Annotated in this window: 3 protein-coding genes; all 3 read left to right on the forward strand. The window is 62.8% G+C overall.

Annotation, left to right across the window (positions count from 1 at the left end; translation table 11 throughout):
* The first annotated feature begins 28 nt into the window (after positions 1-28).
* Positions 29-8,674, forward strand: coding sequence for a non-ribosomal peptide synthetase (locus FMZ75_RS15905; protein ID WP_166144123.1), 8,646 nt, complete (start codon positions 29-31; stop codon positions 8,672-8,674).
* Between the two features lie 64 nt (positions 8,675-8,738).
* On the forward strand, positions 8,739-12,119 hold the full coding sequence (locus FMZ75_RS15910; protein ID WP_166144124.1) for a non-ribosomal peptide synthetase: 3,381 nt from the start codon (positions 8,739-8,741) through the stop codon (positions 12,117-12,119).
* Positions 12,112-13,710 (forward strand): MBL fold metallo-hydrolase, encoded by a 1,599-nt coding sequence (locus FMZ75_RS15915; RefSeq protein ID WP_166144125.1) that lies wholly within the window; start codon positions 12,112-12,114, stop codon positions 13,708-13,710. Before FMZ75_RS15910 ends, FMZ75_RS15915 begins: the two co-directional genes overlap by 8 nt.
* The last annotated feature ends 17 nt before the right edge of the window (positions 13,711-13,727 follow it).

Here is a 13,727-nt window from a genome sequence, read left to right on the forward strand (position 1 = left end):
GTCGAAAAGGCCTGGAGATGCAACGATCATGATCTCGATATTCGAGCACGCTCATGCGGACGACCGGTCGCTGGAAAGCGTAACCAATCTGGTGGCGCTGCTGCGTATGCGGGCTGCCCGGCAGCCAGACGAGACGGCTTATGTTTTTCTGGATGACGGAGAGAAAGAAAGCGCTCGCCTGAGCTTTTCCGAACTCGATCGCCGCGCCAGGTCTATTGCCGCAAATCTTCAGGATCTCGACGCGCAAGGCCAGCGGGCGTTGCTTCTGTATCCGCCGGGACTGGACTATATCGAAGCGTTCTTCGGATGTCTCTATGCGGGCGTCGCCGCTGTTCCCGCCTATCCGCCGTCTGGTCGACATATCCAGCGGCTGCAGGCGATATTTTCCGATGCGGAGCCGGCGGCGGTCATGACGACCTCCGCGCTCCACGCGCGTTTCGGCGGCGACGCCGAAGAAAAGCTGCGACCCGGAAAATGGCGATGGAGCCTGACCGACGGCGTCGAGTCGGACGGCGCGGACTGGCGGCCGATCGCAATCGATCCCGATCGCCTCGCCTTCCTGCAATATACCTCCGGCTCGACGGGCGATCCGCGCGGCGTGATGGTCAGCCACGGCAATCTGCTCGCCAATCAATCGTTGATCAAGGAGAGCTTTCGGCACAATGAGCGATCGACGCTCGTCGGATGGCTGCCGCTCTATCACGACATGGGATTGATCGGAAATATTCTACAGCCGCTCTATGTCGGCGCGACGGCGGTTTTGATGTCGCCGATGGCGTTTCTCGAAAAGCCGATACGATGGCTGCGGGCGATCTCGACCTATCGCGCGCACACGAGCGGAGGGCCGAATTTCGCTTATGATCTCTGCGCGCGCAAGATCACGACGCAGGAGAAGCGCGATCTCGATTTGAGCTGCTGGAGCATCGCCTTCAACGGAGCGGAGCCGGTGCGGGCCGCGACGCACGATCGCTTCGCCGCCGCCTTCGCCGATTGCGGATTCCGGCGCGACAGCTTCTTTCCGTGCTACGGCCTGGCGGAAGCGACATTGGTGGTGACGGCGCCGACGCGCGGGAGGGCCGCCGCTCTGCGTCGCGTGGATCGGACGGAGCTCGAGGCGAACCGAATCGTGGACGCCGCCGCCGGGAACGCCGTCTCCGTGGTCGGCTGCGGGCGCGTTTGGCCGGGACACGAGGTTCTGATCGTCGATCCGCATACGAGCAACCCTTGCGATGATGGAACGGTCGGCGAGATTTGGGTGACGGGGCCGAGCGTCGCGCAAGGCTATTGGAATCGCCCCTCGATGACCGAAAGCACATTTCGCACGCAGCTCGCAGGCGAGGAGACGAGACGCTTCATGCGCACGGGCGATCTCGGCTTTCTGGAGCGAGGCGAGCTTTTTATTACGGGACGGCTGAAAGATCTCATCATCGTCGGCGGCCGAAATTACTATCCGCAAGATTTCGAGAGCGCGATCGACGACGACGTGGAAGACGTTCGTCCCGGTTGCAGCGCCGCCTTTTCGGTGACGATGGAGGAGCAAGAGGCGCTCGTCGTCCTCGTGGAGCCTCAGCGTTCGCTACTGCAGTCGTTGCGTGAAAATGGAGCGCAGGCGCTGTTCCAGAAAATTCGCGAACGGCTGGCGAGCGGATGCGACATCGCCCCCTCGGAGATCGTTCTGGTTCAGCCGGGGTCTGTCCCGAAGACGTCGAGCGGCAAGATCCGCCGCGCCGAGTGCCGGCGGGGCTATCTCGAAGGAACGCTTCCAATTCTCGCACGGACACGCGAGGAGAGAATAGGCGCCGCGGATCGGCAGGAAAATGCCGTCGCGCCGGCGCCGGCGGGAAGCGACGCGCTCTTGCGCGATGCGCTGGGTCTGCTCGCTCCTCCGCAGAGAATCGCGCTGCTCACGCGCTTTCTGCTCTCCACCGCCGCCAGGCTGTTGCGTATGCCAGAGAGCGGGTTGAGCGAGGATGCGCCGGTCGTCGCCAGCGGTCTCGACTCTTTGCGCGCAGTCGAGCTCAAGCACGCGCTCGACGCGTTGCTCGGCGTGGAGGTTCCTCTTTCTCCCCTATTGTCCGACATGACATTCCGACAAGCGGCGGAAGCGCTCTGCGAGTCGGCGTCTCCCCGGGCCGCCGAACCGATGCGGGCCGATGATGCAATCGGCGACCGCGGTCTGTCCTATACGCAACGGGCGATGTGGGCTGTCCACCAATTGGAGCCGTCGAGCGTCGCTTATAATTTACACCTCGCCTTGCGGATCGAGGGGCCGGTGGACAGCGCGGCGCTGAGCATGTCTCTGGCCGATGTGCTCGAACGGCGTCCGATTTTGCGCGGCGTCTACGGGCTGGAAGGCGACGACGTCGTCCAGTCGGCGGCGCCGCTGCGGTCGATCGGCGACTGTTTTTCCATCGTCGACGCCGCCGGCTGGACGCGCGATCAGTTGCAGAACGACATGGGTCTGCGAGCCTGGAAGCCTTTCGATCTCGCGGCGGGACCGATATTGAGGGCGACATTGTATCGCCACGGCGACCACGGCGCGACCTTGCTGCTCTGCGCGCACCATATTGCGCTGGACCTATGGTCGTTGCTGATCGTTCTGGAGGAGCTTCGACTCGGCTATGCGGCTCGTTGCGCCCAGCAAACGGCCAACCTTCCCGCTCTCTCGACGAGCTATCAGGACTTCGTCTCCTGGCAACGACGATATATGCGGAGCGAGGCGAGCGAGAGCGCATGGCGCTATTGGCGAGAACGGCTCGGGGACGAACTTCCGGTATTGGCTCTTCCCGCCGATCATCCGCGATCCTCCGAACCGCGCTGCCTCGGATCGACGTTCCGCACGCAACTCGACGCGAAAACGACGGCGGCTCTGAAGACGCTGGCGCATGCGAATGGCGTCACGCTGTTTGCCGTCTTGCTCGCGGCGTACAAGGTTGTTCTCTATCGCTACACTCATCAGCCGGACCTGATCGTCGGCACGGCGAGCAGCGGACGCAGCCAAGGTCGTTTCAGAAACGTCGTCGGAAATTTCGTCAATCCTCTGGCTCTGCGAACGCGGCTCGCGCCACAAAAGCCGTTTTCGGAATATCTGCGCGACGTTCACAGATGCGTGATCGAGGCCCTGGCGCATCAAGACTTTCCGTTCTCGGAACTGGTCGAGCGTCTGCAGCCCGAGCGCGTCGCCGGCCAATGGCCGATTTTCCAGACCTGGTTCGCGCTGCAACAGGCGCAATCGGACGCGGAGAGCGGTTATGCGCAACTGGCGCTCGGCGAGGAGAGCGAGCCGTTGCCCTGGGGAGAATTGACGATCTCCGGCTTGCCGCTCGAGGCTCGGATCGAGCGCTTCGACCTCAAGCTGATGGCGGCCGAGACTCGCGACGGCCTGGCTCTGTCGTTCCAATATCGGCGTGACCTGTTCGAGGACGCGACGATCGCGCGTCTGGCCGGGTGCTTCGAGTCGGCGCTCGACGCGGTCGTGGCGGATCCGGGGACGAGAATTGCGGCGCTGCCATTGCTCACCCCGACGGAAATGCAGCGCCTGCTCGCGCGGGTGTCGCCGGAGCCGATCGCGTGGTCGGAAGCCTCGACCATCCATCGTGTCGTCGCGGGATGGGCCGACAAAGCGCCCGACGCCGTTGCGGTCGTCGCCGAGGAGAGGCGACTGACTTACGCCGAGTTGAACGCAGACGCGAATCGACTGGCGCATTTTCTTCGCGGCAAGGGCGTGGATCGCAATGCGCCGGTCGGCCTTTGCGTCACGCGTTCCGCCGAGACGATCGTCGCGATCCTCGCAATTCTCGCAGCCGGCGGCGCCTACCTGCCGCTCGATCCGGAATTGCCGCCCGCACGGATCGCCCAAATGCTTCAGGACGCGGGCGCGCGCACGCTGCTCTGCCGAAAGGAGTGGTTCGAACGCTCGACAATCGATTTCGACAGGCCGATCTTTCTCGACGGCGACGCGGCGGAGATCGCGGCGCAGCCGAGCACCGCCCCGCCCGTCGTCACGAACCGCCACGACCTCGCTTATATCATCTTCACATCCGGGTCTTCCGGCCAGCCCAAGGGCGTGGCGGTCTCCCACGGGAGCCTCGTCCATTACACACATGCCATTCTCGAACGGCTCGGAAACGAGAGCGGACTTCATTTCGCGCTCGTCTCGACGCTCGCCGCCGATCTCGGCCATACGGCGCTCTTTCCATCCCTTACGAGCGGCGGCTGTCTGCATGTGCTGAGCTATGACGCGGCGACCGATCCTCACGCGTTCGGGACCTATCTGACGGCGAACCCGATCGACGTGCTCAAGATCGTGCCGTCGCACTATAGCGCGCTCCTGCCGCCGGCGGGCGGCAGGGACCCATTGCCTCGCAAAGCGCTGATCTTCGGCGGGGAGGCATTGCCGATGCGATTGGCGAAGCGGCTCTTGTCGACAGGACCGTCATTCCGATTGTTCAATCATTACGGTCCGACCGAAACGACGGTCGGCGCGCTGATGCTCTGCTTGACCGGAGAGGAGTTGGATGGCGCCTCCGTCGAGGCTGCGCCGATCGGCCGCCCGATCGGAAATGCCACCGCCTATATTCTGGGCCCCAATTCGACGCCGACGCCGCTGGGCGTGAGCGGCGAGATCTGTGTGAGTGGGGCCGGGCTGGCGCGCGGCTATATCGGACGGCCGGATTTGACGGCGGAGCGCTTCGTTCCCGATCCCTTCGGCGCCGCCGGCGAACGGCTGTACCGTACCGGCGATCTCGGCCGCGTCGACGACCACGGCGTCGTGACGTTCCTCGGTCGCATCGATCAGCAGATCAAAATCCGCGGCTACCGTGTCGAACTCGGCGAAATCGAAGCGCGGTTGCGCGAGCATGCCGGCGTTGAACAGGCCGTGGTCGCATCGTTCGAGGAGGCGTCGGGACAGAACCGCCTCGTTGCTTATGTCGTCGGCGCGAAAGGGGCGGACGCTTCGGCTGAGGCGATGCGCGCGCATCTCCACCGATCGCTGCCGGATTATATGATCCCTTCGGCTTTCGTTGTCCTCGACGCGCTTCCGGTCACGTCGAACGGCAAAATCGACCGCAAGCGTCTGCCTCCGCCGGACATGGGAGCGACCTCCTCATGCGCCTATCGCGCGCCGCGCAACGAGGTCGAAGCGCTGCTCGCCGGCATTTACGCCGATCTCCTCGCGGTCGATCGGGTCGGGATCGACGACAATTTCTTCTCGCTGGGCGGCGATTCGATATTGAGCATTCAGGCCGCGAGTCGCGCCTATGCCGCCGGTCTCGCCGTCACGCCGCGCCAAATCTTCCGCCATCAGAGCATTGCGGAACTGGCGTCGGCGTTCACGTCGCATGATGCGACCTTGGACGGCGAGCCGCCTTTCGATACCGCCGCCGCCGACAAAATCTTTCCGCTGTCGAGCCTCGGCGGGGTCGAGCTCGACCGGCTCGGCGTGGCCCTATCGCAGATAGAGGATGTCTATCCGCTGACGCCGCTGCAGGAAGGCTTGCTGTTTCACACGCTGTCGCTGCCCAATTCGGGCGTCTATGTGATGCAACATCGGTATTGGATCGAGGGAGAGATCGACGTCGACGTGTTTCGGCGCGCGTGGCAGGCCGTCGCCGACGCGCATTCAATTTTCAAGACGTCCTTCGTTTGGGACAATTTGTCGAGCTCCCAACAGCTCGTCCATCGGCGGATCGAATTGCCCTTCGTTTTTTTCGACTGGCGGGAGCTGAATGAAGCCGAGCAGGAAAGCCGCCTGAACGCGCTGCTGGCGGAAGAAAGGTCGCAGGGATTCGATCTCGGCCGCGCTCCGCTCGTCAGAATTCGACTCTTCCGTTTGGAGACGCGTCGCTATCTATTGGTCCGCAGTCACCATCACATCCTGTTCGACGCTTGGTGCACCTCGCTCATCTTGAAAGAGCTTCAATCGAATTACGAGGCTTTGGTCGAGCGACGCGCCTTGCCGGAGCGGGCTCATCGAGGCTTTCGAGACTATATCGCTTGGCTGCGGCGCCGGGACGCCAGCGCCGCGGAGCCGTTCTGGCGAGACTATCTGCGAGGCTTCGACGAGCCGACGCCGTTTTTCGCGAGCCGTTCGAGCGGCGACGGAGGCCTCGATAGCGAGGAGATCGAGGACATCGTCCTGCATCTTTCAGCGGACGATACGGCGAAGCTGAAACAGCTCTCCCAGCGCTTTCGAGTGACGCCCAACACCTTCGCGCAAGCCGCCCTGGCTCTGCTGCTGGCGCAATACGCCAGTCGTGCGGAGGTCGTGTTCGGAGTCACCGTTTCGGGACGTCCCGCGGATCTTCCGCAGGTCGAATCCATCCTCGGCTTGTTCATCAACGGCTTGCCGCTGCGCGTCGCCGTCGACATGAAGCAATCGCTGTCGTCATTTCTGAAAGACGTGCTCGAGCACAATTATGCGATCCGGGACTATGAATATGTTTCGCTCACGCAAGTTCAGGAGTGGAGCGAGATACCGCGTGGGACGGAGCTGTTCCAATATCTCCTGACCTTCGAAAATGCGCCCGTCGATCCGGACCTGCTGGAATCGAAAGGAAGCTGGCGGTTCACGGATTGCTGGCACCGCACGCATACGAACTATCCGATCACCTTCGTGGTCATTCCCGGACCGCGTCTCCATTTGCAGATCACCTATGCGCGCGATCGTGTCGATGCGGCCGGCGCGCGACGACTTCTCTCCCATTATCGCGGGCTTCTCGAACAAATGATCCGGCGTCCAGAGGCCCGATTGGGCGACTTCGCCGTGGTGAGCGACGAGGAGCGCCGCCTGCTTCTCGAGGACTGGAACGAGACAGCTCACGCCTACGCCGAGCCGCGCGACATTATCGGGCGATTCGCAGGGCAGGTTCAAAGACGGCCCGACGCGGTCGCGGCGCGCTGTGACGGCGCGACGCTCACCTATCGCGAGCTCGACCGACGCGCCGACCGCGTCGCGTCCGCTCTGATCGACGAAGGCGTGAAGCCGGACGACATCGTCGCGCTCCTAGACGAGCGCGGTCTTGATTTTCTCGTGATGATGCTGGGCGTCTTCAAGGCCGGCGCCGGCTATCTTCCGCTCGATCCCGCCTATCCGGACGGTCGCATCGCCCAGGTTTTCGAAGAGGCGCGGGTCGGCTGGGCGCTCGCCGGATCGGCTCACCATGAACGCGCCCGCGCCGTGCTCGCTATCCTCGAAACGGTCGCGCCTCGCCTTCTGAACCTCGCCGCATTGGAGGCGCGCGGGGGCGAATGCGCCGTTCCGGCTCGCCGCCATGGTCCGAGCAATCTCGCCTTCGTGATCTACACCTCCGGCTCGACCGGCAAGCCGAAGGGAGCCGTGGTGGAACATGGCGGGATGTTCAACAATCTCATCACCAAGGAGAGAGCGCTCGGACTGACGGCCGACGACGTCATCGCGCAGACCGCGTCTCAATGCTTCGACATATCGGTTTGGCAATTCCTGACAGCCCCGGCGCTGGGGGCGCGCGTCGAAGTTTTTCGGGACGACATTTCTCGCGATCCGCAGCGCTTGCTGAAGGAGATCGAAGCCAATGGCGTCACCATTCTCGAAGCGGTGCCGTCGATGATACGGGCGCTGCTCGACGCGTCCGAAACCGGCGAGGAGCTTACGAGCCTGCGGTGGCTCCTGCCCTGCGGCGAAGCCCTCGCTCCCGAGCTCTGCCGGCGCTTCATGGAACGCTATCCGCATGTGCGTCTGCTCAACGCCTATGGCCCCGCCGAATGTTCGGACGATGTGTCCTATCATCCGATCGAAGCGCCGCCGCAAGGCAATGATCTGAGCGTTCCGATCGGCCGGCCGGTGGACAACACGCAGCTCTATATTCTCAACCGTTGGCTCGAACCGACGCCCATCGGCGTGGCCGGCGAAATATGCGTCGCGGGCGTCCAGGTCGGACGCGGCTATCTGAATCGTCCCGATCTCACCGCCGCGGCGTTTCTGCCCGATCCGTTCGGTCCGGCGGGCGGACGACTCTATCGCACCGGCGATCTCGGCCGTTATCGCTCCGACGGGGTCATCGAATTTCTCGGACGAGTCGATCACCAGGTGAAAATACGAGGCAATCGCATCGAGCCGGGAGAGATCGAAGCCTGCCTCCTGAACCACCCCACGGTCGAGGACGTCTGCGTCGTAGCGCGGGAAGTTTCGAAAGGCGTCTACCGTCTCGTGGCCTATGTCGTCGGGAGCGCGTCGGACGAGCGTGCGTTGCGCGAGCATATTCTCCAGACCCTGCCCGAGTTCATGGCGCCTGCGGCGTTCTTGTTCCTCGAGGCCTTGCCGTTGACGCCGAACGGCAAGGTCGACCGCAAACGGCTGCCCGACCTCGACGCCGCTCGCCTGCTTGCGCAACGATATGCGCCGCCGCGCAATGCGACCGAGGAGCTGTTGTGCGAGATATGGTCGGAAGTGCTCCGGGTGGAGCGCGTCGGCGTCGAAGACAATTTCTTCGAGCTCGGCGGCCACTCGCTTCTCGCCATCCAGGTGCGATCGAGAATAAGAGCGGCGTTCGACGTCGAGATTCCGCTTCGCAATTTATTCGAAGCCACGACGATCGCCGCGCTCGCGGAACAGATCGAGGAGACTCTGATCGCGACCCTCGAGGCCGTCAGCGACGAGGAGGCCGCGAGCCTCCGTGAGCAGATGGCGGAATAGTCTCGCAAAACGACTGTCGCTTCGCCGAGTCGAAGCAATCGCCCACGACTGGAGTGTGGAAGAAATGAGCGCGACCCCCATCGCCGGCGAGGATAGAAAGGGACGATTGTCCCCAGCCAAGCGGAAACTCCTCGAAATAAAGCTGCGGGGACGTCGTCCCAACGTCGCGCGCAACGAAATATCTGTTCGCCCGCCGTCACAAAATCCGCTGTCGTTCGGCCAGGAACGCATCTGGTTCCAATGCCAGGTGACGTCGAACGCCGCATTGTACCATATCCCGCTGCTGGCTTGGTTCGACGGGCTCCTCGATGCGCGAGCGCTCGAAGCCAGCCTGAACGAGGTGATCCGCCGCCATGACGTTCTACGCTCCGGCTTCGAGAGCAAGAATGGCGCGGCGGTCCAGATCATATCGCCGCATGTCGATCTGGCGATCGGGCATGTCGACCTTCAGGACATCGATCCTGCGTCGCAAGAAAGTGAAGTTCGAGCGCGAGCCGGCGTGGAAGCGCGCAAGCCGTTCGATCTCGCGCGTCCGCCGCTCCTTCGAGTGACGCTGTTGAAGCTCGGCCCGGCGCGACATGCGCTCCTCCTGACGGTGCATCACATCGTCTGGGATGGGTGGTCGAGCGGGCTGCTGATCCGGGAGATCGGCCAGCTCTACACGGCGACGCTGTCTCATTCGCCCAGTCCGTTGGCGCCGCTGCCGATTCAATATGGCGATTTCGCTTATTGGCATCGGCGGACGATGGAGAGCGAGAGCGGCTCCGAGCAAATCGCTTATTGGAAAAAGCGCCTCGAAGGCCTGCCGGATTTGTCGGCTTTGCCGACCGATCGGCCGCGCGCGGCGAAGCAAGCTCATCGCGGCTCGACCCATTCATGGCGTTTGTCGGAGAGCCTGCGTGATGGATTTACGAATTTGGCCCGCGGCAACGACACGACGTTGTTCGTCGTCTTGCTCGCGACATTCAAGGCGCTCCTGTTCCATTACACTGGCCAGGGCGACCTCGTGGTCGGAACGACTATCGCGTTCCGCACGCGATCGGAACTGGAAAACCTGCTCGGATTTTTCGCCAACGCCTTGGTTCTTCGCACGCAGCTCGGCGACGACCCGTCGTTCGAGACCTTCCTTGCGCGCGTCCACGAGACTGCCCTCGGCGCGCAATCGAACCAGGATGTGCCGTTCGAGAAGCTGGTCGAGGAATTGGCTCCCAAACGCGGATTGAGCCACAATCCATTGTTTCAGGTCGCCTTCGTTCTGCATAATCTTCCTTCGGAGAAGCTCGAGCTGCCGGGACTGACGATCCGCGTCGAGGAGACGAGCACGGAGTCGGCGACGTTCGATCTCGTGCTGCACATCTTCGATGAACGTCCGGGATTGAAGGCGAGGCTCGAATATGATTCGGAGCTCTTCGATCACGCGACAATCGTTCGGATGGCGTCGCATTTCGACGCGCTGGCGCAAAGCGTCCTGACGCATCCCGGCTCTCGAATCTCGGCGCTCTCCTTATCGGCTCCAGAACAGGAGCGGCAGCTTATCGACAAGTCGAGCGCAAAGCTGACGATTCTTCCCGATCGACCGCTTCTCCACCAGTCGATAGACATCGCCGCCGAGGCCGGCGCCATCGCCGTGACGGCGGGCGGAGAAAGCCTCACTTACGGCGAGCTCGTCGAGCGCTCCAATCGACTCGCGCATCACCTCGCGAATATGGGCGTCGGCCCCGATGTGCCGGTGGGCGTTTTCCTGGAGCCGTCCATCGACATGATCGTCGCGATCCTCGGCGCGCTCAAGGCGGACGGCGCTTATGTTCCGATCGATCCCTCCTATCCGGCGGCCCGCATCCAGCATATTTTGGCGGACTCCAACGCCGCGGCCGTGATAACGACGCGGCGGACGGTCGCCGGTCTCCCCGACATTTCGACGCCCGTCGTTTTTTTGGATGCGGATGCGGCGATGATCGGCGCCAATCCGACGCGCGCCGCCCCCAGCCGCGCTGGGCCGGACAATTTGGCCTATCTGATCTATACGTCCGGCTCGACGGGGCTGCCGAAGGGCGTGATGGTCTCGCACCGCAACGCGGTCGCCTCGACCCTCGCGCGCCGGCAATTCTACGCCGCGCCCGTGAAGACCTATCTCCTATTGTCTTCGATCGCTTTCGACAGTTCGGTCGCCGGCATTTTCTGGACCTTGTTCGAGGGCGGCCGGCTCTGCATTCCCGGCGAGAACATCCGGCGCGACCCGGGCGCCTTGATGCGGATGATCGAGCAAGAGGCCGTTTCTCATCTCTTGTGCCTGCCGTCGCTGTATTCGGTCCTGTCGAGCCTCGCGTCGCCGACGAATTGCGCATCTCTCGAATGTGTCATCGTCGCGGGCGAAGAATGCAGAGGCGAGGTGGCGGCGCGTCACTTCGATCGCGTTCCCCGCGCGGCTCTCTTCAATGAATATGGACCGACCGAATGCGCGGTCTGGAGCACGGTTCACGAGATCAAATCCGAGGATCGAGCGGATGCGCCGATAAGCATCGGAAGGCCGATACCCGGCGCGCAAGCGTTCGTGGTCGGCCCGGGCGGGACTTTGCTGCCGCCGGGCGTCCCTGGCGAGCTATATGTCGGCGGACAAGGGCTGGCGAGAGGCTATCGCGGACGCGCGGATTTGACGGCGGAGCGCTTTTTGCCGAACCCCTTCGGCGAAGCGGGCGAGCGGCTGTATCGAACCGGCGATCGGGTTCGCCTCCGCGCCGACGGCGACATCGAATTTCTCGGCCGCGTCGACAATCAGGTCAAGGTGCGGGGCTACCGCATCGAGCCAGCCGAAATCGAGAAGGCGCTTCTGCGTCATCCCTCCGCGCGAGACGTTGTCGTCATCGCATCATCCGACAAGACGGGCGGCGCGAAGCTCCTCGCCTATCTCGTCACGGCCGCCGGCGCGCAGGAGCGCGACGCCGACTTCAAACAATATCTGTCGGAACATCTGCCGGACTATATGGTTCCAGACAGCGTCGTCATATTGGCCTCTCTTCCGAGATTGCCCAACGGCAAGATCGACCGCGGCGCATTGCCGGCGACATCGTCCACGACGAGCAGCCGCGCGAGAGCAAACGAGCCGTCGAGCGCCATTGCGGCGCTGATGGCTGAAATCTGGCGCGAGGTGCTGTCGATCGAGGACGTCGGCGATGACGACAATTTCTTCGATCTCGGCGGCAATTCCCTGTCGGCGATCCAGGTGATCGCGCGCGCCCAGCAGCTGCTCGGCAAAGACATTCCGATCGCCAGCATTTTCGACGACGGCGCGTTTCGAGAATTCGTTCTGGAAGTCGAGCGGTGCGCCAAGAGAGAATTCGCCGACGATGAGTTGAACGCGCTGCTGGCGGAAATCGAAGAGGCTCCGGAACCGGGATTGTCGGTGGTCTCGGGCCGCGGGCTCGACGAGGAGGTCCACCATGTCTGACGGCGCCGTGTTCGCTTTGGCGGAAAGCGCCTGCGTCGAGCCGCTGGTCGGGCGCTGGCCGGCATGGGCGCATGTGATGGCGCCGGCGGCTTTCAGCCTGCATCTGGTGAATTATCAGGTAAAGACATTGCGGTCCTATCTGGACAATCCCGGCCTACATGAGAAATCGTGCCGCGACCCGCGACTCCTGGGCGGCGCATTCGTCGATATTCCCAGCGAGAGAACGCCCGAGGTCGCGGCGCTGCTGCGGGACATGGAAGACTCTCTCAAAGAAAATGTCGATTTCGCCCATGCGCTCACCGAGTTCCACAATTGGCTCGTGAGAGAGGCGAAGGGGGAGAGTCTCGAGAGCTATTATCGCCGGCTTCCTCCCGCGCTGCGCGGATATGTCGAACTCGTGTATGATTATTACAACCGGCCGATCGTGCGTTGCCTGGAGGGAATGCTCTACAACAGTCCCTACTATAAGAGAGAACTGCAATCGTTCCGGTTGTTTCGACAAGAGCATGATCTTTCGCGCCCCTATTATATGAGCACGCCGAGGCTTCCCGACGAGAACGCCATCGATTGGGACGTGCGTTTCGACGATCCTCGAGTCGACGAGCTGTTCAGATTGGATTGTCGGCCGAGGAGCTTTGGAGAAATCAGAGAGCTGTTGGATCTCTCGCCCGAGGATGAGGGGCGGCTGGCGGGGCTGTTGCAAGAGGTCCATCCAGAGCGGCGGGAGCGTTGGCGTGGGAGCGGAGTCCGTATCCGCTATTTCGGCCATGCCTGCGTTCTGGTGGAAAGCGCCGATGTTTCGATATTGATCGATCCCTTGATCGCTGTCCGGCCGGAAAGCTGCGACATCGAGCGGTTCAGCTACGACGACCTTCCCGACCAGATCGACTATGCGCTCATAACTCACGGCCATCACGACCATTTCGTCATAGAGACGCTTCTGCGGCTGCGTCACAAGATCAAAACGCTGGTCGTGCCGAAGAACTGTGACGCATTCTTCGCAGACATGTCCTTGCGCCTTCTGGCGGGGCGACTTGGTTTTCGCGGCGTGCGCGAGGTGGAGTGTCTCGACGAGCTCGCCATCGCCGACGGACAGATCGTCGCCATTCCGTTCCTCGGGGAGCACAATGATCTGCCGAGCGCCAAATCGGCGTATTTCATTCGAATAGGCGGGCAGACGTTGCTGTTCGCCGCCGATTCCAACTGCCTCGATCCCGCCATTTATGCGCATGTCTGTCGGATCACCGGCCCGATCGACACGCTGTTCGTGGGAATGGAGTGCGTCGGCGCGCCGCTGGCGTGGGTCTATGGACCGATTCTGCCGATCAAGCCCGATCATCGCCACAGCAAGGATCGTCGTTCGAACGGCTGCAATTCGGCGACGGCCTTCGAGCTGGCGCGAGCCATCCAATGTCGGCGGGCCTTCGTCTATGCGGTGGGACGGGAGCCGTGGGTCAGATTTCTGCTGGCGCTCGAACCGTCCGATGACGACGTCTACATGACCGAGATCGGATCATTCGCTCGACGTCTCGAGGAAGAGGCTCACGTCGAGGCCCGGCGCCTGTTCGGCAAGGCCGAACTCTTCATGTGACCTCGTCGTCGGGCGAA

It is taken from the genome of Methylosinus sp. RM1 (assembly GCF_011378635.1).
Lineage (GTDB): Bacteria > Pseudomonadota > Alphaproteobacteria > Rhizobiales > Beijerinckiaceae > Methylosinus > Methylosinus sporium.

What these genes read in the sequence shown, in the direction of transcription:
- FMZ75_RS15905 (WP_166144123.1), top strand. Translation starts at nt 29, where the DNA reads ATGATCTCGATATTCGAGCACGCTCATGCGGACGACCGGTCGCTGGAA.
- FMZ75_RS15915 (WP_166144125.1), top strand. Translation starts at nt 12,112, where the DNA reads ATGTCTGACGGCGCCGTGTTCGCTTTGGCGGAAAGCGCCTGCGTCGAG.
- FMZ75_RS15910 (WP_166144124.1), top strand. Translation starts at nt 8,739, where the DNA reads ATGAGCGCGACCCCCATCGCCGGCGAGGATAGAAAGGGACGATTGTCC.